At 65.4% G+C, this 24,279-nt stretch carries 22 protein-coding genes and 1 pseudogene; 15 read left to right on the top strand and 8 right to left on the bottom strand.

Features of this window, described 5'->3' with window-relative positions; all coding sequences use genetic code 11:
* Window positions 1-2: 2 nt before the first annotated feature.
* Window positions 3-1,121, bottom strand: coding sequence for a Nif3-like dinuclear metal center hexameric protein (locus tag QGN32_RS21825; protein ID WP_326546257.1), 1,119 nt, complete (start codon window positions 1,119-1,121; stop codon window positions 3-5).
* On the bottom strand, window positions 1,118-2,140 hold the full coding sequence (cobC, locus tag QGN32_RS21820; protein ID WP_326546256.1) for an Rv2231c family histidinol phosphate aminotransferase CobC: 1,023 nt from the start codon (window positions 2,138-2,140) through the stop codon (window positions 1,118-1,120). The genes QGN32_RS21825 and cobC overlap by 4 nt, the downstream gene beginning before the upstream one ends.
* Before the next feature lie 64 nt (window positions 2,141-2,204).
* Here cobC and QGN32_RS21815 point away from each other — a divergent pair, with 64 nt between their 5' ends.
* From QGN32_RS21815 to QGN32_RS21805, 3 genes are read left to right on the top strand one after another with little or no spacing between them, the layout of a single operon-like run.
* A complete protein-coding gene (locus QGN32_RS21815) occupies window positions 2,205-2,876 on the top strand; it encodes an HAD-IA family hydrolase (RefSeq protein ID WP_326549200.1) in 672 nt (223 codons plus the stop codon).
* Entirely contained in the window at window positions 2,869-3,363 is a 495-nt protein-coding gene (locus QGN32_RS21810; RefSeq protein ID WP_326546255.1) for a low molecular weight protein-tyrosine-phosphatase, read from the top strand. The genes QGN32_RS21815 and QGN32_RS21810 overlap by 8 nt, the downstream gene beginning before the upstream one ends.
* Entirely contained in the window at window positions 3,363-4,190 is an 828-nt protein-coding gene (locus tag QGN32_RS21805; RefSeq protein WP_326546254.1) for an SURF1 family cytochrome oxidase biogenesis protein, read from the top strand. Before QGN32_RS21810 ends, QGN32_RS21805 begins: the two co-directional genes overlap by 1 nt.
* Here the strand turns inward: QGN32_RS21805 and QGN32_RS21800 are convergent.
* A complete protein-coding gene (locus tag QGN32_RS21800; RefSeq protein WP_326546253.1) occupies window positions 4,144-5,115 on the bottom strand; it encodes a cobalamin biosynthesis protein in 972 nt (323 codons plus the stop codon). The two genes, QGN32_RS21805 and QGN32_RS21800, sit on opposite strands and share 47 nt — an antisense overlap.
* 51 nt (window positions 5,116-5,166) lie before the next feature.
* Here QGN32_RS21800 and QGN32_RS21795 point away from each other — a divergent pair, with 51 nt between their 5' ends.
* From QGN32_RS21795 to QGN32_RS21750, 10 genes and pseudogenes are all read left to right on the top strand, one after another.
* On the top strand, window positions 5,167-5,979 hold the full coding sequence (locus QGN32_RS21795) for an oxygenase MpaB family protein (RefSeq protein WP_326549199.1): 813 nt from the start codon (window positions 5,167-5,169) through the stop codon (window positions 5,977-5,979).
* A 485-nt stretch (window positions 5,980-6,464) separates the two neighbouring features.
* On the top strand, window positions 6,465-7,715 hold the full coding sequence (locus QGN32_RS21790) for an IS256 family transposase (RefSeq protein WP_115326418.1): 1,251 nt from the start codon (window positions 6,465-6,467) through the stop codon (window positions 7,713-7,715).
* Window positions 7,716-7,880: 165 nt separating this feature from the next.
* A protein-coding gene (locus QGN32_RS21785) for an IS3 family transposase (protein WP_326546252.1) occupies window positions 7,881-9,070 on the top strand; the annotation gives its coding sequence in 2 pieces (ribosomal slippage) (window positions 7,881-8,151 and window positions 8,151-9,070; 1,191 coding nt in all).
* Between the two features lie 47 nt (window positions 9,071-9,117).
* The gene (locus QGN32_RS21780) at window positions 9,118-10,245 is read left to right on the top strand and encodes a tyrosine-type recombinase/integrase (protein ID WP_326546251.1); all 1,128 of its coding nucleotides are present in this window, start codon (window positions 9,118-9,120) and stop codon (window positions 10,243-10,245) included.
* Entirely contained in the window at window positions 10,205-11,311 is a 1,107-nt protein-coding gene (locus QGN32_RS21775; RefSeq protein WP_326546214.1) for a tyrosine-type recombinase/integrase, read from the top strand. Before QGN32_RS21780 ends, QGN32_RS21775 begins: the two co-directional genes overlap by 41 nt.
* Window positions 11,308-13,557 (top strand): tyrosine-type recombinase/integrase, encoded by a 2,250-nt coding sequence (locus QGN32_RS21770; protein ID WP_326546213.1) that lies wholly within the window; start codon window positions 11,308-11,310, stop codon window positions 13,555-13,557. The genes QGN32_RS21775 and QGN32_RS21770 overlap by 4 nt, the downstream gene beginning before the upstream one ends.
* Complete coding sequence (locus tag QGN32_RS21765) at window positions 13,547-13,984, top strand: DUF6262 family protein (protein WP_326546212.1); 438 nt, start codon at window positions 13,547-13,549, stop codon at window positions 13,982-13,984. The genes QGN32_RS21770 and QGN32_RS21765 overlap by 11 nt, the downstream gene beginning before the upstream one ends.
* 95 nt (window positions 13,985-14,079) lie before the next feature.
* Window positions 14,080-14,223 (top strand): annotated as a pseudogene (locus QGN32_RS21760) (site-specific integrase); the annotation flags it as partial.
* Window positions 14,223-14,570 carry a helix-turn-helix domain-containing protein gene (locus tag QGN32_RS21755; protein WP_326546250.1) on the top strand — a complete coding sequence of 116 codons (348 nt, stop codon included), beginning with the start codon at window positions 14,223-14,225 and terminating at the stop codon, window positions 14,568-14,570. The pseudogene QGN32_RS21760 and the gene QGN32_RS21755, both read left to right, overlap by 1 nt.
* A gap of 76 nt (window positions 14,571-14,646) precedes the next feature.
* Window positions 14,647-16,053, top strand: coding sequence for a recombinase XerD (locus QGN32_RS21750; RefSeq protein ID WP_326546249.1), 1,407 nt, complete (start codon window positions 14,647-14,649; stop codon window positions 16,051-16,053).
* Window positions 16,054-16,521: 468 nt separating this feature from the next.
* Here the strand turns inward: QGN32_RS21750 and QGN32_RS21745 are convergent, their stop codons facing one another.
* Together QGN32_RS21745 and QGN32_RS21740 are read right to left on the bottom strand one after the other, a co-directional pair.
* Window positions 16,522-17,541: a restriction endonuclease gene (locus QGN32_RS21745; RefSeq protein ID WP_326546248.1), complete on the bottom strand. Its 1,020-nt coding sequence runs from the start codon at window positions 17,539-17,541 to the stop codon at window positions 16,522-16,524.
* A gap of 229 nt (window positions 17,542-17,770) precedes the next feature.
* Window positions 17,771-19,264 (bottom strand): HEPN domain-containing protein, encoded by a 1,494-nt coding sequence (locus QGN32_RS21740; RefSeq protein WP_326546247.1) that lies wholly within the window; start codon window positions 19,262-19,264, stop codon window positions 17,771-17,773.
* A gap of 173 nt (window positions 19,265-19,437) precedes the next feature.
* Between QGN32_RS21740 and QGN32_RS21735 the strand changes: the two genes are divergently transcribed.
* The gene (locus tag QGN32_RS21735; RefSeq protein ID WP_317150852.1) at window positions 19,438-20,397 is read left to right on the top strand and encodes a hypothetical protein; all 960 of its coding nucleotides are present in this window, start codon (window positions 19,438-19,440) and stop codon (window positions 20,395-20,397) included.
* Between the two features lie 715 nt (window positions 20,398-21,112).
* On the opposite strand, the gene QGN32_RS21730 is transcribed toward QGN32_RS21735, so the two are convergent.
* A complete protein-coding gene (locus QGN32_RS21730; protein WP_326546246.1) occupies window positions 21,113-22,606 on the bottom strand; it encodes a 2Fe-2S iron-sulfur cluster-binding protein in 1,494 nt (497 codons plus the stop codon).
* Window positions 22,603-23,508 carry an FAD:protein FMN transferase gene (locus QGN32_RS21725; protein WP_326546245.1) on the bottom strand — a complete coding sequence of 302 codons (906 nt, stop codon included), beginning with the start codon at window positions 23,506-23,508 and terminating at the stop codon, window positions 22,603-22,605. Before QGN32_RS21725 ends, QGN32_RS21730 begins: the two co-directional genes overlap by 4 nt.
* Here QGN32_RS21725 and QGN32_RS21720 point away from each other — a divergent pair, their 5' ends adjacent.
* Window positions 23,509-23,706: a hypothetical protein gene (locus QGN32_RS21720; protein ID WP_317150855.1), complete on the top strand. Its 198-nt coding sequence runs from the start codon at window positions 23,509-23,511 to the stop codon at window positions 23,704-23,706.
* A 153-nt stretch (window positions 23,707-23,859) separates the two neighbouring features.
* Here QGN32_RS21720 and QGN32_RS21715 read toward each other — a convergent pair whose 3' ends face one another.
* Window positions 23,860-24,162, bottom strand: a complete 303-nt coding sequence (locus tag QGN32_RS21715; RefSeq protein ID WP_317150856.1) for a hypothetical protein — start codon at window positions 24,160-24,162, stop codon at window positions 23,860-23,862.
* Window positions 24,163-24,279: the final 117 nt, after the last annotated feature.

Below are 24,279 nucleotides of genomic sequence, written 5' to 3'. Positions count from 1 at the left end.
GCTCATCTCTCGACGTTCCACGGGTCGGTGCGCACATTCGAAACCCGCACGGGTAGCGCGTCACCGAAGTGAGCCCGCAGCAGGTCTGCAGCTTGACGGCACCACGGGAACTCACTGGCCCAGTGCGCGACGTCCACGAGCGCCACTTCCGATGCGCGCCGGTGTTCGTCGGCGGGATGGTGCCGCAGGTCTGACGTCACGTACGCGTCGACACCGACGCGGGCGACAAGGCCGAGCAGTGAGTCACCGGATCCGCCACAAACCGCGACCCGCGACACGGACGCGTCCGGATCGCCCGATGCCCGTACACCCCACGACGTGGTTGGTAGCGCCTGACGTATGCGGGACACGAACGCCGACAACGGCTCCGGGCGGCCCAACACGCCGATCCGTCCCAGGCCGGTATTCCCGGGGATCGGCGCCAACGCGAAGATGTCGAATGCGGGTTCCTCGTAGGGATGTGCGCCCCGCATCGCGGCCAGCACATGGCCGCGCAACCGCGCAGGGGCGATGACCTCCACCCGATCCTCGGGGACGCGTTCGACGGATCCGACGCTGCCGATCGCCGGTGACGCGCCGTCGTGCGGGAGGAACTGTCCGGTTCCGGTCGTCGTCCAGCAGCAGTGCGAATAGTCGCCGATGCGGCCGGCGCCGGCGGCGAACATGGCTTCCCGCAGCGCCTCTGAGTTCTCTGCAGGCACGAATACGACCCACTTGTCCAGGTCGGGTTCCGTGCTCGCCGGCGCGAGTACCTCCTCGACGGTCAAACCCAACGTTTCGGCCAACGCGTCGGAGACGCCGGGCGACGCCGAGTCCGCGTTGGTGTGCGCGGTGAACAGGGCCCGGCCGCTCCGGATCAGCTGGTGGATCAGGGCGCCCTTGGCCGTGCCGGCCGCGACGGTGTCGACCCCGCGCAGCAGCAGTGGATGGTGTGCCAGCAGAAGCCCGCGGTCGGGTACCTCGGCGGTGACGGCGGCGGTGGCGTCGACGGCGACGGTGACCGTCTCGACCGTCTCCGACGAATCACCGCAGACCAGACCCACCGAGTCCCAGTCCTGTGCCAATTGCGGCGGATACGCCGCCTCGAGCACGTCGATGATGTCCGCCAGCCGCGCGCTCACCGCAGCACCTCGGCCATCGCCTCGGCGAGAACCGGCCACTCCGGACGCACGGCGGCACGCAGGAACTGGCCGCCGAGTCCGACGAACGTGTCGCAGCGACGCACGGCAATACCGCTGCGGTCCAGGTGTTTTCGCATCAACTCGGCATCCGGGACGCTGAACAGGACGAATGGAGCCGAACCGGTGACAACATGCACGCCGATGGTAGTCAATCCCGCCACCATTGCCGCGCGCACCTCGAGCAGGCGCTGAGCGGCACGGGCGGCCTCGGCGACCGCCTCGGGCGCGCTGCAGGCGCCGATGGCCTCGAGTTGCAGCGTGCCGACCGGCCAGTGCGGGCGTCGTGCGGTCAACCGCGCCAGCACATCGGCCGGGCCGAGGGCGTAGCCGACCCGCAGCCCCGCCAGTGCCCACGTCTTGGTCAGGCTGCGCAGGACCACCACGTCGGGCAGCGCCTCGGCGGCCACGGAAGCGGGCTCACCGGCGACGGCATCGGCGAACGCCTCGTCGACCACCACGATGCGACCGGGTCGGCGCAAGGCCAGCATCTGCTCCCGGGTGTGCAGGACGCCGGTGGGATTGGTCGGATTTCCGACGACGACGAGGTCGGCGTCATCGGGCACCGCGTCCGCGCGCAGCGCGTAGGGCGGTTCGAGGATCACGTGCTCGAACCGCACCCCGGCGGCCGCCAGCGCCGCCTCAGGTTCGGTGAAAGACGGCGCGATCAGCGCGGCCCGTCGCGGCTTCAGGTTGGCCAGCAGCGCGAACCCCTCGGCCGCCCCGGCCAGCGGCGCGACCTCGTCCGTGCTGCGGCCATGCCGGCGGGCGACCGCAGCGACCGCCCGCTCGACGTCGGTCGCGCTCGGGTACCGGGCGAGATCGGTCAGGCGGCCCGCGAGGCGGTCGACCAGCCAGGACGGCGGAGTATCGGCGCGGACGTTGACGGCGAAATCCAGCATCCCGGGAGCCACGGCCTCGTCACCGTGGTAGCGCGCGGCCGCGCGCAAAGGACTCGCCACATCACGACCCTAGTGCGCCGCGTGCCCAGCTTCTGCGATCGGGGAGAATGGACCCGTGACCGACATGCTGGCCTCCACGACCACGGCGACCCGCCCCCAATTGGTGATCTTCGACCTCGACGGCACCCTGACCGACTCGGCGCAGGGCATCGTCTCGAGTTTCCGCCATGCGCTGGGGTCGGTCGGCGCCGTGGTGCCCGACGGAGACCTGGCCGGCATGATCATCGGCCCGCCCATGCACCACACCCTGCAGGGTCTCGGCCTGGGCGACCGGACCGAGGCGGCCATCGCGGCGTACCGCGCGGATTACCGGACCCGTGGCTGGGCGATGAACCGGGTCTTCGACGGCATCCCCGCGCTGCTCGCCGACCTGCGTGCGGCCGGCGTGCGGTTGGTTGTGGCCACCTCGAAGGCCGAGCCGACCGCGCAGCGGATCCTCGCCCACTTCGGCCTCGCGGACTGTTTCGAGGTCATCGCGGGCGCGAGTGTCGACGGCTCGCGAGCGAGCAAGGTCGATGTCGTCGCCCACGCGTTAGCCCAGCTGGACACCCTGCCGGAGCGCACCCTGATGGTCGGTGACCGGTCGCACGACGTCGAAGGCGCCGCCGCGCACGGCATCGAAACCGTGGTCGTGGGATGGGGTTACGGAAGGGGCGATTTCGATGGACCGGACGCCGTCACCCCGACGGCCCACGTCTCGACGGTGGCCGACCTCCGTGAGGTGTTGGGTGTCTGAATCGCTGCACGTCACGTTCATCTGCTCGGGCAACATCTGCCGCTCGCCGATGGCCGAGAAGATGTTCGCCCACCAGATCGCCGGGCGCGGGCTCGGCCACGCGGTCCGGGTCAGCAGCGCTGGGACCGGGGGCTGGCACGCCGGCGAGCCCGCCGACCGTCGGGCAGGCCACGTGTTGCACGAGCACGGCTATCCGATCGCACACCGCGCCGCCCAGGTCGACGAGGACCACATGTCCGCCGATCTGGTGATCGCACTGGGCCGCAACCACGTTCGGATACTTCTGGACCTCGGCGTCCCCGCCGAGCGGATCCGGATGCTGCGGTCGTTCGACCCGCGCTCGGGTGCCCATCCCTTGGACGTCGACGATCCCTATTACGGCGATCACGCCGACTTCGAGGAGGTTTTCGCGGTCATCGAAGCGTCGTTGCCGGGGCTGCACGACTGGGTCGACGAGCAACTCGCGATCCGGGGAATCGCCAGCTGATGCGCCGGTGGACATTTCTGCTGCGGCCGCCCTGGCTGGCGTTGTTCGTCGTGGTCGCCGCATTCGCCTATCTGTGCTTCACCGTGCTGGCCCCGTGGCAGCTGGGCAAGAACACCAAGACCTCACGGGAGAACGCGCAGATAGCGCACTCGTTGACGGCCGAACCCGTGCCCGTGACGTCGCTCCTGCCGAACCAGGATTCGGCGGCGCCAAACGACCAGTGGCGTCGCGTCACCGCGAGCGGGCGCTATCTGCCGGAGGGTCAGGTGCTCGCGCGACTGCGGGCGGTCGAGGGGGAACCCGCATTCCAGGTGCTGGTGCCGTTCGCCGTCGACGGTGGGCCCACCGTCCTCGTCGACCGCGGATATGTCCGGCCGATACAGGCCTCGGGGGTGCCCGAGATTCCGCCCGTGCCGGACGGCACGGTGACCATCACCGCACGGTTACGCGACTCCGAGGGGCTGGCGCAAGGCAAGGAGCCGTTCCGGCAGGACGGCACCCAGCAGGTGTACTCGATCAACACCGAACAGATCTCGGCCATCACTGGAATCCCGGTGGCCGGTTCGTACCTGCAGTTGGAGGCCGACCAGCCGGGCGGGCTCGGCGCGATTCCGCTGCCTCATCTCGACGCCGGGCCGTTCCTGTCCTACGGCATCCAGTGGATCGCGTTCGGCATCATCGCGCCGATCGGGTTGGGCTATTTCATCTACGCCGAGCTGCGCCAACGCAGACGGGAGAAGGCCGCAGAGGAGGCGGCGCAGGCTCGGCCCGGGGCTGCGCTCACGACGGAGGACAAGCTCGCCGACCGCTACGGCCGACGACGCTGAGCCCGAGCGCGGCCGACGCCGCGGCCACCTGAACCGCCCGCGACAACCGCACGGCCCGCCTCAGATCGGAGGCCTGCGGCGGTGGGCCGTCGCCGAGCATGGGGCGGATCTGCAGTTCATGCGCGTACTGGGTGGGGCCGCCGAGTCGCACTCCCAGCGCCCCCGCGAACGCAGCTTCCGCCACGCCGGCGTTCGGGCTGGGATGGCGCCGCGCGTCGCGCTTCCAGGCCTGCAGGGCCGCGACCGGCGAGCCGCCCACCACTGGCGCGCACAGGGCCACCAGCACCGCGGTCACCCGCGCGGCGAGGTAGTTCGCGGCATCGTCGAAACGCGCTGCCGCCCAACCGAACCGCAGATAGTAGGGCGACCGGTGGCCGATCATCGCGTCGAGGGTGTTCGCGCCGCGGTACAGCAGGACGCCGGGAACGCCGCCGACGGCGGCCCACAGCAGCGGCGCCACGTGGGCGTCGGAGGTGTTCTCCGCGACCGACTCGAGCGCCGCTCGGGCGAGACCGGCCTCGTCGAGCGCCGCCGGATCGCGGCCGCACAGCGCGGGCAGCAGCCGCCGGGCCGCTTGGAGGTCGCCGCGATCCAGGTGTCGTGCCATCTGGTTTCCGGTGCGGGCCAGCGAGGTCCCGCCCAGCGCGACGAACACCGACGCGGCCGTGGTGACGGCGGTCGCGGGAGCGGCCCGCCGCGGCGCCCGCTCCGCCGCGATTCCGAGCAGCGTGAGCGCGCCGAGCAGCGCGGCGGTGTGCAGCGCGCCCGCGGCTCGGGTGTCGGCGTAGGTGCGACGCTCCAAAGCCGCTGCCGCACTACCGAAGAGCGCCACCGGATGGCCGCGCCGGGGGTCGCCGAACAGCGCGTCCGCGACGCAACCGGCCGCGATCCCCGCCGCGCGCGGGCGTGAGGACGGCGCAAACACTTCGCGAGCGTCTCACAAGGTGGTTCACTCGAATGCATGAGGTTCGGGCCACTGCGTCGGCCGAGGCGCGTCGTCGATCTGCTCAATCCCGCGGCGGTGCTGGCACCGGCTGCGAACGTGATCATGCAGTTGGCGTCGCCGGGGGTGGGGTACGGCGTGCTGGAGAGCCCGGTCGACAGCGGCAACGTCTACAAGCATCCGTTCAAGCGAGCCCGCACCACCGGTACGTATCTGGCGGTGGCGACGATGGGCACTGAGGCCGATCGTCAGCTGATCCGCGAGGAAGTCGACCGCGTGCACGCGCTGGTCCGGTCGACCCCGTCAAGCCCGGTGTCGTACAAGGCGTTTGACCCGCACCTGCAGCTCTGGGTGGCCGCCTGCCTGTACCGCTACTACGTCGACCAGCATGAGTTCCTGTACGGCCCGCTCGACGAGGATGCGGCCGATGCGATCTACGTCGACGCCAAGAAGCTGGGCACCACGCTGCAGGTGCGTGAGGACATGTGGCCGCCGAACCGCGACGCGTTCGACGAATACTGGAAACGCTCGCTGGACGAACTGCGCATCGACGAGCCGGTACGCGAGCATCTGCACGGTGTGGCCGCGATGGCCTTCCTGCCCGCTCCGCTGCGACTGCTCGCCGGCCGCTTCAACCTGTTCGCGACAACGGGGTTCCTGCCGCCGGAATTCCGTGAACACATGCGGTTGCCGTGGTCGACAGATCAGCAGCGCAGGTTCGAGATGTTGCTGACCGCGCTGCGCCTCGCCGACCATGTGATCCCGCGGGACGCCTGGCTTCTCGGCTATCGGCTGTATCTGTGGGACATGCGGGCCCGAGCGCGCCTCGGCAGGCGCGTCGTGTGACCGGTGGGCGCGGACGGTATCGAACCGCCGACCGCTGGTGTGTAAATGCCTTTGGACAGCGTTTGCACTGTCTCAATGTGTCCGCTCCGCCCAGATAAGTCCAGCTCAGCGTGTCGCAGCTGTTTCGGCGCGTCTGCCGTGTCTCAACGGTGTCTGCGCCTCATGGCACACTTTCGGCACAGCGGGGGTTTCGGTCTGAGGTGCTTGGCAGATGCGTCCGCCAACAGCGACTCACTCGTGAAACTGCGCCAGGAACGCTTCGCGCCGCAATGGTTCCTTTCTCCGGCTGACCCACGCTCAGGGCGTTCCGCAGTTGGACGATAGTTACGGTTCGGGTAAGTCCCCTGGGGTGGTGGGGTTTCGGGGGTGAGGCGAGCGAGCCGGGACTGACTTGAGGTGTGTCGGTGAGCCTCTTGAAGTGGGGCATCGCGTAGTGGTCATTGAGTTACCGACCAAAGTGACTCAAGTAAAGGACGCACCACGCGATGACCCAGGACTATTCTGCCTTGCTCGCCCAGCTCGATGCGCTCAAGTCCGCTGATGCGGGCGCGGTGTTCGCCGAGTTGATCCGTGCTGGACTGCAGGCGTTGATCGAGGCCGAGGCCGCTGAGGCGATCGGGGCCGGGCGCTATCAACGCAGCGAGCAACGCAACACGCACCGCAATGGGCATCGGGCCAAGACGGTGTCGACGACGTCCGGGGACATCGAGGTCAAGATCCCCAAGCTGCGGGCCGGCTCGTTCTTCCCGTCGCTGCTTGAGCGGCGCCGCCGCATCGACAAAGCGCTGCACGCGGTGATCATGGAGGCCTACGTCCACGGTGTCTCCACCCGCAGCGTCGATGACTTGGTTGCTGCCCTCGGCGTCGGCTCGGGGGTCTCCAAGTCCGAGGTGTCGCGTATCTGCGCCGGTCTCGATAAGGAGATCGAGGCGTTTCGGACCCGCAGGCTGACTCACACCCAGTTCCCCTACGTGTTTTGCGATGCCACGTTTTGCAAGGTCCGCGTCGGGGCCCATGTGGTGTCCCAAGCGCTGATCGTGGCCACCGGGGTGTCCATCGACGGCACCCGCGAAGTGCTCGGCACGGCCGTGGGTGACAGCGAATCCTTCGAGTTCTGGCGCGAGTTTTTGGGCTCGCTCAAAGCGCGCGGCCTGACCGGGGTGCATCTGGTGATCTCCGATGCCCATGCGGGCCTCAAAGCCGCCGTGGCCCAGCAGTTCGCCGGATCGTCGTGGCAGCGCTGCCGGGTGCATTTCATGCGCAACCTGCACGGCGCGGTCGCGGCCAAACATGCCCCGGCGGTCACGGCGGCGGTCAAGACGATCTTTGCCCACACCGATCCCGCCGAGGTCGCCGCTCAATGGGATCAGGTAGCCGACACGCTCTCGGCGAGCTTTCCGAAAATCTCGACAATGATGGATGAGGCCAAAACCGATGTGTTGGCGTTCACCGCGTTCCCGCGGGCGCACTGGCAAAAGATCTGGTCGAACAACCCCATCGAACGGCTCAATAAAGAGATCAAACGCCGCGCCGACGTGGTAGAAATCTTCCCCAACCCTGCGGCGTTCCTACGACTGGCGACCGCGGTGGTCATAGAAGCCCACGACGAATGGCAAGTCACTCGCCGCTACCTCTCCGACATCTCGATGGTCGAGCTGCGCAAAGTCATCGCCGCCAAACAGGCCGCCGCTGAACCCGCCGCCAAAGCCCTCGCCGAACAGCGCCAAATCGCCTAGCATTCACCACGACTCGTTGATCACTACGCGTACACCCACGCCGATCCGAAGTCCACCACGCCACGGGACTCTGTCTACGGTTCGCGGGTGATGTTGAGTGGGGTTGACCCCTGATGGTGGACACCTGACTGGTGGGACTGCTGGTCCTGCGGGAAGGTTGTCCGTATGTCGGACAAGCGTCGGAAGTACACCCCGGAGTTTCGGGAGCAGGCTGCCCGCCTGGTAATCGAGACCGGCCGACCGGTGGCGCATGTAGCCGCCGAGATCGGCGTCGGTGAACAAGTGCTGGGTCGTTGGGTGCGCTTCCAACGTCAGGCGGCCGCAGCTCGCGATACTGGCGCGGTGTTGGATGCTGATGAACGCGCGGAGCTGGAGCGTCTGCGTCGTGAGAACGCCGAATTACGGTTGGATCGTGCGTTTTTGAAAAAAGCCGCGGCCTTCTTCGTCTCCGAACAGAACCGGTAGAGGCCTACCGGGTGATCGAGGCGGAGAAGGCCATCTACACGGTCAAGCGGATGTGCGAGCTGCTGGAGGTGTCGCGATCGGGATACTACAAGTGGCGCAAAGCCCGAGAGGTGGGGCCGACTCCGACAGCGACGCGGCGCGCCGAGTTGGACGCCAAGGTCGCCGCCTTTCACAAGGCGTCCGACGGCGTGTACGGGGCGCCGCGGATCCTGGCCGACCTACGCGACGACGGCGAGACGGTGTCGCGCAAGACGGTGGCGGCCTCGCTGCGCCGGCAGGGGTTGGCCGGGATCAGCCCGCGCACGTTTGCGCCGGTGACCACGGTGGTGGACCTGGATGCTGCAGTGCCAGAAGACCTGGTGGGGCGCCGTTTCGATACCGGTGAGCTGGATCGGGTGTGGACGTCCGACATCACCTATCTGCGTACCGGTGAGGGCTGGCTGTACTTGTGTGCGGTGCGTGACGGCTGCAGTCGGCGGGTGATCGGCTGGGCCATCGATGACCACATGCGCACCGACCTCGTCGAGTCTGCCGTGGCGATGGCCGTGGCGATGCGCGGGGAGCTGGCCGGCGAGGTGGTTTTGCACGCCGACCGTGGCTGTCAGTACACCTCGGCTCAGCTGGCGCGGTTCGCCCGCGAGCACAACCTTGCCCGCTCGGTGGGCCGCACCGCGGTGTGTTGGGATAATGCTGCGGCTGAATCATTCTGGGCGACACTGAAAGTCGAGTTCTACGACCGCTACCTCTGGCCGAGCAAGGCAGCAGCTAAGCTCGCCGTAGGCGATTGGATCGAACGCGTCTACAACCGACGCAGACGCCATTCGGCACTCGATATGATTAGCCCGGTCGACTTCGAAGACCGACTCACTCAGATGGCAAAAGCCGCCTGACCCTGTGTCCACCAAAAGGGGTCAAGCCCACCCGCGCGGAGGCTGTTTTGCCCGTCGACAAGAGTGGCCGTTTCTACGTTGTCGAGTCGGTTCCGCTGCTCCATCCTGAGGCACAGACGGTTCGGGAGATGCTCGAGGGTTGGCGCAACCAGCAGCTATGCCGCAACCTCGCACACGAGACGATCGGGCAGCGGATCCGGCTCGTCGAGCGGTTCCTGGCGTATACGAATGAGTTTCCGTGGACGTGGACACCGGCGATGGTTGAGGAGTTTTTCAGCGACCTGCGCTCGATATCGCGCCGCAAGCAGTCAACGATCCGCGGATACCAGAACGCCTTGCGGCTGTTCTGCTCCTACGTGAGTCATCCCGACTATGGCTGGGACCGGGTGTGCGAACAACGATTCGGAAGCCATCCTGCGCAGGTCTTCTTCGAGTGGAACACCGCAGCGCATGTCCAAGACAACGAGTCATCTCCGACCAAGCGGGCCTTCACTAGAAGCGAGCTGCAGGACTTCTTCGATCACGCCGACGACCAAGTCACCCTGATCGCCGCCTCGGCACGCAAGGGATGGTTGCCCGCCTACCGCGACGCGATAATGTTCAAACTTGCCTACTCGTACGGGTTGCGGTTCAACGAACTTCGACATCTGCAAACCGTTGACTTCGCCCGTAATCCACACGCCCGCGAGTTCGGACGCCACGGCGTGGTTCATGTCCGCTACGGCAAGGCGAAGCGAGGGTCCCCGCACAAGCGCCGCAGTGTGTTAACCGTGTTCGATTGGACGCCAGAGGTAATCACCGATTGGTTGACGCACGGACAGCGTTGCATGGACGACGGCATCGACCTGTTTCCTAGCGAGCGCGGAGCGCTGGTAGGCGAAGACACCGTCCTGCGCCGGTTCCGCCGCTACTGCCACGACCTTGAGCTGTCGGCCGGGCTGGATCTGCACTCGCTGCGCCGCTCGTATGCGACTCATCTCATCGAGGACGGTTGGGACCCGATGTTCGTGCAGCCTATCTACAGCCCCTGGAAGGGTGTCCGCGACGTGCACCACGCATCGAAGAAGGGGGTGAATCCGTGTGGTGGAGGTGGTTATCTTCTGCCGTCCATCACGCAGATTCTTCGGAGGTTCGATGCTCGTACAGCGGGTGCTGACGCCCGGCTCGTCGCTTGAATCCTGGACCGTCCTCGGCGACGGCGGGCCGGTGGAGCCGATCGAGCGCTACCTGGCCTACATGACCGATATCGAGCGGTCCCCGAACACGATCAAGGCTTACGCCCACGATCTGAAGGACTGGTTCGTCTACCTCGATATCCGCGGCCTGGACTGGCGTGAGGTGCGGCTGGAGGACCTCGGCGAGTTCGTCTCGTGGTTGCGGCTGCCGCCCGCCGGCCGCGCGGGCGGGGTGTCGATGCTGCCGTCGGCGGACCATCATTGCTCGGCGGTGACGGTCAACCGAAAGCTCTCCGCTGTCGGTGGTCTGTATACCTTCCATGCCCGTCACGGTGTCGATCTGGGAGATCTGGTCACCGAGTTGCAGCCGGCCCGGCGGCGCCGGTCGGGGTGGAAGCCGTTCCTCTACCACCTCAGCGGCGGCAAGCCCGAGCGGCGGCGCACGATCAAGCTCGCTGCTGCCCGCAAGCGGCCGACCTTGATCACGGCCACCCAGATGCAGGCCATTCTGGATTCCTGCACACGGCTGCGGGATCGCTTCTTGTGGGCGCTGTTGTGGGACAGCGGCATTCGGATCGGTGAAGCCCTCGGCTTGCGGCACGAGGATCTGGCGGTGGCCGAACGGGAGCTGACCGTCACCCGCCGGATCAACGACAACCGGGCCCGCGCGAAATCGCCGCAGCAACGCACTGTCCCTATCAGTGCCGAGTTGGTCCGGCTCTACGGGGACTATCTGCATGCCGAATACGGAGACCTGGATTCGGACTACATCTTCGTCAACCTTTGGGGCGGGGCATTCGGGCATCCGTGGACCTACGCCGCGGTCTACGACCTGGTGCTGCGGTTACGCAAGACGCTCGGGTTCGATTTCGATCCGCACTGGTGCCGCCACGCCTACGCCACCCGGCTGTTGCGAAACAAGACCCCAATCGAGGTCGTGAGCAGCCTTTTAGGGCATTCCTCGCTGGCCACGACCCTGGATATTTACGGTCACCTGTCGGTCGAGGACGCACGCCGAACGCTGGCGGAGGCCGGCATCCTGACGGGGCGGGAGGTGCGGTGGTGACCGCAGTCGAGGTTACCGAGACCTTTGGGGCAGCACCAGGATTGCTCGGCAAGTTGATGGCGGTGGTGCGGCCGGAGTTCCGCGCCGACATCGTTGTCCCCGTGCGCGGCGCGCTGGTGTTCGACGCGTCCGGCTGCCGGGTGCCCGGCTGTGTTCGCCAGCCCCGCACCCGCGGCCTCTGCAAGGGCCACTACTACACCTGGAAAGACCAGGGCCGCCCCGACATCGAGGTCTTCGCCGCGACTGCGTCGCCGGTCGGGCTCGGCCGCAAGGAACTGACGGTCTGCGCCGTGTCCGGCTGTCGTTTCGGCGGCACCCGGCGCGGCTTATGCGTTCGCCACCACGGGATTTGGGAACGAGCCGGACAGCCGGACAAGAACTCCTGGCTGGCCACCGCTGCCCCGGAGCACGATCCTGATCACCCGGTCTGCGCACTGTCGTATTGCACGCTCTGGACGCAGGGACGGTCGCAGTTCTGCGTCAACCACCGGTCACGTTGGGAGGCCGTGGGCCGACCCACGCTCGCCGATTTCATCGTGCTGTGTGAGTCCTACGGTGACGACCGTTTCGACTTCCGCGCCTTCGGTGACCGCCGCCAGATCAAGCTGGAGATGCAGTATGCGCTGCAATGCCGTCACGACGAACGCCAGATCAAGACCCCGTCCGCGGTTGCGCGGCCGGTGATCGCGCTGGTCGCCGCGAGCGATGTGGTGTCGCTGCTGGACTGGCCGCTCGAACGGTGGAGCGAGTTCTTCGACGCCCGGCACAAGGCCCAACACGGTCAGAACGGGCAGCTGGCGTTCCTGCGCTACGCCCACCGCTGCGCCGAGGACCTGCATGTCGGCACCGGCTGGGAGGCCGAGTTCCCCAGGGACGTCTGGGAATTGCGGCGCGTCGGCATGGAAGGCAACAAGCGGCTGCGATTCGTCGACATCGGCCAGCCCTGGCTACGGCTCCTGGCGAAACGGTTCGCCCGCTGGCGGCTCAGCGTCGGCCGCAGCCACAACCAGACCTACATCGACGTCCAGGCCATCACCCGGCTCGCCGGGTTCCTGACCACCTCGGCAGCCGAGGTCACAGGCTTGGCCGGCATCACCCGGCCGCTACTGGAACGCTATCTCGCCGACCTGGCCACCGATCCCCGTGCACAGCACTCCCGCAGCCGCGACATCGGGTCACTCAGCGCGTTCCTCGACGCGATCCGCCGCCACGAATGGGATCCGGCCCTGCCAACAGCCGCGGTGTTCTACCCCGACGACTTTCCCAAGCCCGACAAGCGGCTACCCCGCGGGCTGGCCGAGCACATCATGGCCCAGGTCGAACAGCCGGCCAACCTCGATCGCTGGAACCATCCCGAAAGCCGCCTGCTCACGCTCATTCTCGTGCGCTGCGGGCTTCGCCTCGGGGACGCCTGCGCGATCGGATTCGACTGTGTCGTCCGTGACGGTGACGGCGCGCCCTACCTGCACTACACCAACCGCAAGATGAAACGCGAAGCCCTGGTCCCGATCGACGAGGAAGTCGAACAGGCCATCGCCGTTCAGCAGCAACGGATCCTGCGACGCTGGACCGAGGGCAGCCCGTGGCTGTTCCCGGCGCCGAGGATGAACCCCGACGGGCGCAAACCACTGACCACGCACTCCTACCGCGGGCAACTGCGAGACTGGTTGGAACGCTGCGAAGTTCGCGACGAGCACGGCAGACCCGTGCATCTCACTCCCCACCAATGGCGTCACACTTTCGCGACCAGGCTCATCAACCGTGACGTCCCGCAGGAAGTGGTGCGGGTCTTGCTCGACCACTCCAGCGGTGATATGACCGCTCACTACGCTCGGCTGCACGATCGCACCGTCCGCCGCCACTGGGAGGACGCCCGCAAAGTCAACACCAAGGGCGAGACCATCACCATAGACCCGAACGGTCCACTGGCCGAAGCGAATTGGGCCAAGCAGCGGCTCGGCCGTGTCACCCAGGCCCTACCCAACGGCTACTGCGGACTGCCGGTGCAAAAGAGCTGCCCGCATGCCAATTCGTGTTTAACGTGCCCGATGTTCGTCACGACCGCGGAGTTCCTGCCACAACACCACCAGCACCGTCAGCAAGTACTGCAGATCATCTCTGCCGCCGAGGCCCGGGGCCAACAGCGCCTGGTCGAGATGAACCAACAGGTCCTCGACAACCTCGACACCATCATCACCTCGCTCGAAAACGACGATGGCACAAAGGAATCTGCCGATGCGAGCTGACAACAGTCGTCACATCGTCGCCGCCGCGAAGAACCGTCGTGAACTTACCCGGGCCAAAGCGATCCAGGCGTTGAAGACGCTCGACAACAACGGCGCCACCATCACCTTCGAGTCCGTGGCCACCGCCGCGAACGTCTCGCGGTCCTGGCTCTACGCCCAGCCGGACGTCCGCGCGGAGATCGAACGCCTCCGCGACGCCGGCCGCCGCGCGCCTTCGACACCGGTCCCGGCTCGGCAACGCAGCTCCGACGCCTCCCTGCTCAAGCGCCTGGAAGCCGCGCACGAACGCAACCGCAAACTCGCCGAGGAGAACGAGGGTCTGCGCCGTCAGCTCGCCGAAGCGCTCGGCCAGCTGCGGGCCGCCACCAGAAACACCCCGAGACCCCGGAGAAACCATTCCAACCCGGTAACAATCGGCCCCTGCTGAAAGGCATGACGATGCACTCACCAACAGCGTCAACAACACCGTCGTCGAAAAGAAACCACTGGTCAGAGCGTCGGGTGAGCCCGGAGCTCAAGATAATGCAGCATCAGATGGGCCATGAATACGCCAGCACGACAGCGCTCTACACCTGCGTGTCCAGCGATTTCCGTATCCGCACGCTGCGTCGGGTGCTCGATGCCACCATCAATGACGCGCTGTCGTCCGGCGAGGAGGAAACCTGATGAAACGACAAGTCGATTACGCTTGGCGGCTGGCAGAGATCATGGCCGCTCACGGGATGCACAACAGCACCGACCTGATCCCCCGGCTCGCCGAACGCGGTATCGAGCTGTCCCGGCCTCAGGTGTATCGCATCGTTTACCAACGGCCCGAACGGATGTCACTGCACCTATTGTCCGCTTTGTGCGACATCTTTAGTTGCGGAGTCGAGGACCTGCTCACCGTCACCGCGGCCGACGTCCGCCGAAAGAAGGCCGCCTCATCAACCACGTCTGCGCGTCAAAATGTTGTCGAGCTGAACAAGTCGGTGCGCCCTCGACGGGCCCGGGTGATCCGCGATGACGATTGAACCCAGCCGGCGATCCGCGCCGCGCGGACGACCCACAGTCCGTGACGGAGCTTTGCGCTGCACCAGATGTCACCGAATGGCCAACCAGTTACGCGTGAACTGGCCCGCTGAGCAGTTGTGCCACAGCTGCTTCTATACAGCGATGCGCACCTATGGCATCTGTCCCATCTGTGGGCACGACGGTGTGCTACCCGGCCGGGACGGCCGCACCGATCCCCGACCGATCTGCCTGTCGTGTGCCGGTATCCCCGGCAACTACCGCTGCGCAATCTGCAATACCGAAGGCCAGCTTTACCGCGACGGGCAATGCGCTCGCTGCGCGCTTCGCGACGACCTGACAAACCTGATGGTCGTCGACAATGCCGCCGACCCAGTGACCATGGACGCCATCGTGGAAATCCTCTGCAAGGTTGACCGACCCGAGAGCATCCTGTCCTGGAAGCGCTCCCCCACCGTTCGGGCCCTTCTGACCGGGCTGGCCAGCGGGAACATCCCGCTCAGCCATGCCGGTCTCGACGCAGCTGGCCAAAACCGACAAGTCTCCCATCTCCGCAGCGTGCTCGAGCACAACGGTCTGCTCCGGCAACGCGACGAGCCCCTCGCACGTTTCCAGTCCTGGCTGGCCTCCAAACTCGACGCGATCTGCGAGCCGACCGTTCGAGCCCCCGTCGAACAGTTCGCCACCTGGCATCATCTGCACCGTCTACGCCGAATCTCCACGTCAGGGCAAACCTCCCATGGGCCAACACATTCGGCCAGACAGGAAATCAACGAGACGATCAAGTTCCTTAACTGGCTACATGAAACGCATCAACGCACCGCAGCCACCTGCCTACAGCAAGATATCGACGAGTGGGTAGCCACCGGACCCACGACTCGCACCAAGATCCGCATGTTCGTCGCGTGGACGAAGAAGAGCAGAATCAACACAGCGCTGAGCATCGATACCCACCAGGCCAAGAGCACCCGCTTGCTGACCCAAGACCAGCGCCTGACATGGATTAAGGAACTGCTCACCGGCGACGTCGATTCACTGCCCTATCGTGTCGCCGGCACACTGCTGCTGCTCTACGCCCAACCCCTGATCAGAATCGTCGCCCTGCCCACAACGGCTATCGTTGTCGCTCCACAAGAGACGCGCATATTGCTTGCAGCAGAACCGATCCCAGTACCCGAACTGTTCGCCGACATGCTCAAACGTCACCTGCACACCCGGCCCAACCTCAGAACCGCCGGCGGCATGGCCGCCAATCCATGGCTATTTCCCGGCCATCGTCCCGGCAAGCACCTCGATCCCCACACCATGAGAATGGCGCTGCGCACCATGGGTATCAACCTGCTCGCAGCGCGCAACTCCGCACTGCAGAGCCTCGTCACCGAGATGCCGCCTCCCGTGGTCGCCCACCTCTTGGGTTATAGCCACAACTGCACACAGCGACATGCATACCTGGCGGCCCAACCATGGTCGCGCTACGTCACGTAGTGGCCGTGGGCAGCCACCGCAACTGACTGAGTTATCCGCCGCTGACCGGCGCCGAGCCACCACCCGACCCCGGCATATTCACAACGCCCGCCAGCTCGCATCTTTGCGTTGACGCCCTATTACGACGGCCCCGAATATGCAGGCTTACCGGTAAATGTCGCCGTTCTCGACTCCAGGCTGCCTGCGTTGGACGGCCGAGGCCAAGCTGACTGCTACGACGAGTGCCACTTCGTCGGGGCGGTCGACCAACTTGCCTAGCGTGTCGGCGAGTTCCTCGAACCCTCGCTGCATCGCTTCCGTCGAGGGGTCGCGTCGTAACCCTTCCGCAAAGTCAGAGCGAAACTCGTCGTCGTAGACGATGCGGCACCGGGGCGCACTAGAACTCACCCAATTCTGCCAATCGCCACCGACAACCGCGGGATCGGCGCGGTGGCCGCATAGACGCTGCCGGGCTGAGCGGCCCTCAACCTACCCGCCTCGGTTGGCCGACTCGGGCGTATCAGTCGCGGGATCAGCGGTTCCGGCCGGGATCTGGATTTCAAGTGTGTCGAGGGTGCCGTCGAGGCGGCCGATTACATCAAATTCGCCCCGGGGAGTTTCTGCATAGACCAACTGCACCGTGTTGCCCTCACCTAAGGGCGCTGTGCCCGTGGAGAAATATGTTCCGTCGTACTCACCGTGGGCTAGAGGCACATCTGCCACGGTCCATTTGGCCTCGAAAGTGACGATGACATTGGCGATCTCGAACAGTTCTTCCTGGCCCGACGCGTGCGAGATCCCTTTGACATACACCTTCTGGCCGTTGGATCTCGGCTCCGGCCCATCGGCTGTTGCGACGTACTTCACTTTGCCTTCGCCGTACAGCTCCTCCCCTTTGCGCGCCACCTCCTCCCACCGGTCGTGAGCCCACGTGTGCTGTCGCGTGACATGGTTTACGAGGTCTTCGAACATCGAAGTTTCTGAACCGTCGGCGTACAAAACCGGAACGTTTCCGGGCAGCTCTTGCTGCTGGGTTACACCGTCGCGAGTGATGACGACGATTGCCTTCTGCACGAGGGTGACCCAATGCCAATATTGGGCGCTATCAGCACTGTTGACGACCTTTCCGACGAACTCGGGCGTGACTTCACCGGTCGTGATTGTCTTGATTCCATAGCGAGCAGCTTTCGCCAGCGCCGTCTTCGTAAATCCGCTCGACGACACGAGAATTTTCACGTTCGCGCCTAAGTCATCGAACTTCGTACGAGCTTGCTCTACCCACTGGACGTCCTGTGGGCGCTTCCAGTCGCGGCATTCAATAAAAACCGCGCTCTGATGGCCAGCGACCTTCCCGAAGGCCACGACGTCGACCTCGCGACATTCTTGCGAGGCAATCTCCATCACTTCGACTGATTCGTGCACGGTCGCGCCGTCACTCTTCAGCATGGTCAGCATCGCCACTAGACGCTGAAACTCGTTAGATCGTTTCGGCATGTTGACATCCCTCATAGAGCAAACGTTGACCCCAGGGTACGGCGAAGGTCCGACATCGCCGTGGACACGCTGGACGCTCAAAAAGGGGCTTTGCGAAATCGTCCCTCAAGCCCTTCACTCCCAGGGCTACCAATCCTCGGCGCCCCGGGGGGGACACCCAAGAACACAGCGGAATCGAATATGGCGGGTTATCGGAAACCTCCATATTCCGGTGCTGTACAACGGTATTCGCCGCTATTGGCGTTCAAACTGGATCCGCGAAAACTCTTGGCCACACTCGGCGCCAGTTCCGCCAGTCGCGCTCGTATCGTTCGTTCGCCTGGGTCGACTCTGCAACTTGCTCAGCGGGGGCGCCCGCTTCCAGCAACAAGTAAACGGTCAGGACCCAGCGCAGCGACCTCGATATGGCGTGCATCTTCGTGAGGTCGATTCCGCTACCTGGTGGAGGTAATCCATGGGCGAGCGCGTTTCGCTGGTCGGTCACCGCGCGTTTCCACCGATTCACCCGGCCCACACAGCCGGGAAGCACCGCAGCGACGCGGGTGGCCAGTGCCTCGATCCGCATCGGGAACGAAGGCTCGAAGAGGTACTGGCTCAGTGCCTGTTTGAGTGCTTGTCGGACCTCATCCGGCATCGTGGCCCCCGCCAGCCCTGATAGCCCTTCTTCGACAGCCTCAGCGGTCCATCGCCGCTCATCTGGTTTCAATCGACGGTGCAAGGTCTCCGCTGCTGTGCACAAGTAGAGTGCCTCCGCCTCCACAGTGGCGAACTCACCGGAGTACGCGGCGGCCAAGATCTGCGGCACCGGAGAGGTCCGCTTCGCCAAATTAAGCCACCGGCCGACGAAGTCGGCGCCGCCAGCCCTGGCCAGGGTAGTCAGAACATCCCCAGCTGCGTCGCGGGGTGCATCCACATCGACAATGTGCCCGTAAACATCTGCCGAATCTCCAGTCGGCGTCGAAACACTCAACCGACGCACCCGGCAGTCTGCGCCATGCAGGATCGTCAGCAAACTCGTGATCGGAATCGAGACGTCGGACACCACCACCGGAAGTGGCACAGCCCCCGCGAAGGACATCATCAATCGTGTGTCCGTGGTGACACTGATGTCCGAGCCCCCGAACGCCGGCAATGTCGCCCGAGGGTCGAACCGCACCTCCCCGGGTATCGGTGTCGACGTCGCTCCGGTTGCGGCATCTGGCGGGTCATACACAAACGACATAGGCACTTTGCCCCACTCCGCCATCTCCACACGGACGCCTGGCATGTCTGCGAACGAGTGCAGCCCGGTCACAGCCAGTTCCACCTTGTTGAACCCGGTGTCGTCACTCGAGAAGAGCGCGCCGACAAGGCACCAGTCCGCCGCCAGCACCTCGCGGCTGCGCTGTTCCTCTTGCTGGGGCGAAGGAAACCCCAGCAGCTGCCGACTTACGCTGCGCACTCCCCACAATGACACCTCCCCGGGTTGGCGGGCGACAGCTCCGAGAACAACGGCACCGTCAGTGATGCGCTCCTCGGGCGGCCCACCGGCCCACGAACCTGGCCCCCGTCGGGTCCAGGACACAACTGGGTTGAACCCAGGGCTCACTTCGAGTTCGACCGCATTGTTCTGGAAGCGCAACACACCGGTGCGCTCCGGCACATCGACTTGCTCGGTTGTGCCGTCGGTGGGAGAACGCGACACCACCTGAAACTGTCCGATTGTCTCGGCAACCTGATCCGGAAAACGATCGGCCATCACCCGAATCTAGGCCAGGCTGTCCGCAGAATGTGGAGACACGATGCGGCAGCTGGCACGGAGTGCGGCTCAGCCTGGCACGGGTACGTCCGACAGGGTGCCCTGCCAACTCAGGAGATCCTGACACATGGAGCACTATTGACGACGGCGGGTGCAGCGTGGAAGGACGAGTTATGACGTTTGTGATCGCAAAAGTGACCGATCCCGATGCCGGGAAAGTGACATTGTTCTCCGATACCAAGATAACTGACCAAAACGACGACACCTCCAACCGGCAGACGTTAAGCAATCCTGGCCAGAAGGTCGTGATCGTCGACGACGACGTCGTCGTCGGCTTCGCCGGGGACACTCCCGCATCCGCAGTCAACCGGGTAGCCGAACTGCGTGGTCGATCTATTGATGGAATCGAGGATGCGTTACGTTCACTTTCAGCCGAAATGCATGGAACAGCAGGAGCTTCCAAGAGCTTCCTGGTAGTCGCGCGTAAACCCACACCTCGAATCACCGTGATCTCCCGTGGGGAGCAAGAAGATCGAACCGCAATCCAGACCGGATGGATTGGAGACCGCCAAGCATTCAGCGCGTTCAGCGAAGTCTTCCAAGATACCTCGGCGCCGGCGGATCTGGAATTAGAAGATCGATTCTTCACAGCCATGACCGGCCTGATCGCGTGGGAAGACGTCGAGACAGTCGGGGGATACCTAGTTCGCGTCAGCGGAAGGAACGATAAACCCTTTCGCTTCATGCCCGATACAGCCGTCATGATGCCAGACGACATCCACGCCACCATTGTTCAGAAACCGGGAGGGCAGACCACGCTGAAGGCGTCCTTGGCCGAAGGAGCCGATCCCACTCGCCATGTCCGGTTGCCCATTCCGGGAACTGGGTCGACCTATAGCGCACTCGCGCATTACATCCCCGAGGCCAATACTGCATGGCTCCACACCCACGAACGTCCAGGGGACCCGGCGAAGGCACTAACGGTGCACTCCCTGTCGGAACTGATCGAGATCGCGGAGTCCACATACGGTCAGCACCTCGACCCCACCGTGGCTCAACGGGTGCTGCAGGGCAACCACCCCACGCCAAGCATGTTGTACATGCGGCCGTATCCCGGTAACGAGGCCACGTGATCCACAGCATTGCCTCGCGCCGCTCAGCCAGACCGCGGATGTCTGGCGAATCCGCTTCCCGCTGTTCGAGTTGATTGGCCATCGCGCACGAGCAACCCCCTTCCGCATCCCAGCAAACGTTCGCGCCACGCCGCGGTGACTTGTCTCCTTGAGACGATTCGACCAACTGGCAGGACACTCCACTGTCGCCCCAATCTGATCAGGATGCGCCCGCAGTACGGCAATACGGCCGACTCGAATACGGCGAGTTACCGGGTAAGGTCTCTGCAAATTGCGATCAGATGAATCAGTGTCCCTGATGCCCCCATAGTCCGTGGCAAGACCTTTTGCGCGGACTCTGCGGCCGGCGTGAGCGTGGCCATCATCGGCCCGGTCAGCGATCGCAATTCCTTCGCTTCACAACAGTCAATCCTGGCGGTGGCTGGCCAACGGCGGCATGCTTGAGTTGTTCGCCGATCCAACACAGATCGGGTGGCCAAGTTCTGCCCAATCCCGCTGCCGCGGCCCGACGGCGTTCCCCTGGTGCTGCCAACGGTATAGGTCAACGAGGACGACTTGCGGGTCATCGCGCTTAGGGAGTCATCACCGGGTCCCGACGGTGCCAATTCGGAGTTGCCATCGGCCGCCGCTTTCGACGTCGCCGAAACCACTTGCTACGTCAACTGATTCGCGGTGAGGGTTGCTGGCCTGGGCCCAGCACGCTTTCGCTGCTGGCTCATAGATCCAGCGTCAGGTTTCTGCTGTGGGCGCGGGATACGCATGGGTAGATGATGCCTACCGTGTCCTTGTCCTCATTTCGTGCAACGGAGTCCAGGTGTTCGGGCTGGCCCGCAAGCACACGCACTTCGCACGCGCCGCAGATTCCTTCGCGGCACGATGAATAGACGGATACGTTGGCATGTTCGAGCGCTTCTAACATCGATTGGTCTTCGGCGACGTGCACGTGGGCGCCGCTGCGTTGGCAGGTGACATCGATTGGGCGGCGTAGGTGGCGCGCAGTGTGTGCCGCCGGTTTGAACCGTTCGATGTGCAGGCGTGCGGGCGGTAAGAGCGCCGCCAGGGCGTCGGTCATCGAGGCGGGTCCGCAGCAGTACACCGCGGCGTCGCTGTGGGCCAGGAAGGCCGCGAGGTTCGGTCGGGCGCCGGTTTCGTCGCGGGCGTCGATGCTGACCCGCTGTGGCCATCGCTGCTGCAGTTCGTCGGTGAACGCCATGCGGGATCTGCTGGCGCCGACGTAGAGCAGCCGCCATCCCCGATGCGGCGGCAGCGCTTCGATCATCGCCTTGACCGGGGTGATACCGATTCCGCCGGCAACGAACAGGTACTCCTCGGCGGGTTCCAGCATGAAGGTGTTGTCGGGACCGGAGATCCCCAGTCGCATGCCGAAATGAGCGTTGGTGTGCAACCACGCGCTGCCGCCGCGCGACAACGGTGCACGTTGCACGGCGATTCGGTATCGGCGCCGGTCGGCCGGGTCCCCACACAGCGAGTAGCACCGTTGCAACCCGTTGGGCAGATGCACCGAGATGTGGGCTCCTGGCGCCCACAGCAGCAACTCTTCCCCATCGGGCGGTGAGAGGTCGATGCCGAGGACGGCGTCGGCGAGCGGGTAGATCGCGGTGATGGTTAGTGTGCGCCGCGGCGAAGCGTGTGGCCGTCGCGGGGCCGGCAGCGGCGGGGCGGCGGGGGAAGTCAGCACCCGCATGAGCACCGCCACGACGCTCAATCCCAACAAGGTGAAGGCCACCAGCCGATAGCCCCAGGCCCCTACGTCGGTGCCGGACCAGCCGGCGTGGAACGACACCAGTACCACCGCCGCGTAGGTGACGTAATGCAGCGCCTTCCAAAATCGCCGGGGCAATCGCGATCGCAGCAGCGAGGACCCGTAGACGGCAATCAGTAGGTAGAAGGCGACGATGCCCAGGACAACGGGCCAAGGCCGGTAGGCCGCTGTCAGCGGAACGAGCACCTGGGCGAGGGTGAAGTGTGCCCAGCTGTTCAGCATCAGCGAGACCATGTGCAGGCTCGTCATGATTAGCGCCGTGCCGCCCAGCCAGCGATGCAGCTCCTGCAGCCATGCCGGGTTGTCGATCGACCGCAGCACCCGCGTGGCCAGCAGCACGCCCCACAACACCGAGCCGGTCATCGCGACCCAGGCCAGCAGGCCACTGGCGCGGGCGATATACCACCACAGATGGGGATCGGTCACGCGAAGTCACCCCAGTTCGCCGTGCGTTTGCGCGGCTGATCGGCGGCGATGATCATCGCGGCAGCACTGATCCGAGGCAGCCACTCCAGCAGTGGATTCGCCTCACGCACAAACGCCAGCTTCGCCAGAGCCTCGGCGCGTGCACCGCTGCCAGCAATGACCGTAGAGGTCAGGGTCGGGGTGAGCGCGCTAGCGCCGGTGGCCGGGTCAATCAGGTGATGGAGCAGACCGTCGGCACCGTCCCAGACCCGCACGAGCCGACTCGACGTTGCCACTGCCCCGCGGGCAAGCCGGACCACGCTCACCAGCTCGCCACGGGTGTACGGGTCCTGGATGCCGATTGTCCACGCCGCGGCGTGGGGTGCCACTCCGGCCACCGCGACGTCACCACCGATCTCGGCGAGCACGCCGTCGGCGCCGCGGTCCATCGCGAACTCGACGATCATGTCGGCCGCCAGCCCTTTACCCAGGCCGCCGGGGTCCAGCGTGGTCCCTAGCGGAAGGCGGATGTCGCGATTCACTATGTCGATGCCGGTTACGTCGCCCGGCCACGCCCCGGTCTTGGGCAGAACGGTGCGCCGCGACGGATCGACGAGGCTGGTGGCATACCCGCCGGCCAACAGCTGTGGAAGCGCGGTCGGGTCGAAGTCGCCGTTCGTCACGGCCCACGCATTGATCAGTTCGGTCACCAGCCGTGCTGTGCACGCACGCACCCGTACGGGGCGGCCTTGCGACCAGTTCAGCCGCGACACGTCGCTGTCTTCACGGAATCGGCTCCACGCCCGCTCGAGCTCACCCAGTAGCGCGAAGCACTCATCAAGAAGCTGCGGCGGTCCACCGACCAGGGTGATCGACGCGGTGCCGCCCATCGCCGGGCGCCGTTCGGCGAGCACCGAGTCCACATGGATGCGGGTCGAACTTCGGCCGCCAACACGCGGCCAGGTGGTCTGTGGGCTAATTCTCAACCTCCGGAGGCTTTCGATATCGCGTGGGGCGCCAAGGGTGCAGCGGGTGCAGCGCTGGCGGGCGCGGGGGCAGGAACCGGCGCCGGCACCGCCGCGGCAGGTGCCGGCGCGGTGGGCATGATGGTCGCGGCTTGAGTCCCGCTGCTCCGGCCGTCGTCGGCTGTGGGTGCGACCGGCCGCTGCGCTGTCGCGCTTAGTAGATGGACAATGCCCAGCAGCGCGCCGGCCGATAGCGCGGAGGCGACAAGCTTGGACCATCGGGCCGGCGCAGGTCGCGCAGCGGCCAAGTCAGTCGTCGCGTTCATGTCCAGCCTCGTGCGGTGTGGAGCGCTCGCCCGCATTGTGCTCGTCGTCATTCCGCGGCAACACGGCGGCGGGCGGCGCTGTCGTCGGTGCCGTCGGCACAACCGTTGGCGTGGCCGTCGCCGGCGCAGTCGCGGGCTGCCCACCGCCGGGAACCAATACTTCGTTGGCACGCCCGATGTCTGGTTGGGGCGCGGTGTTCAGAATCCTGGTGTTGACCGCCATCGCCGCCCCGCCGATGGCCAGCACGAACAGCAATGAAGCGATCACCGCCACTTTCGATCTCATGACCTCACGGTAGGTTCCGGCTGGTCAAGGATGGCCGCAGCAAGATCCAAGAATCATCCAAGATCGCGAGAGATCTCGTCGCGGACGCTGTTCGGAACGCATACACCCGGCCGCGGT

This window comes from Mycolicibacterium sp. ND9-15 (assembly GCF_035918395.1).
Lineage (GTDB): Bacteria > Actinomycetota > Actinomycetes > Mycobacteriales > Mycobacteriaceae > Mycobacterium.
The sequence above is the reverse complement of the archived record's forward strand: the minus strand, read 5'-3'. Positions and strand labels throughout refer to the sequence as shown.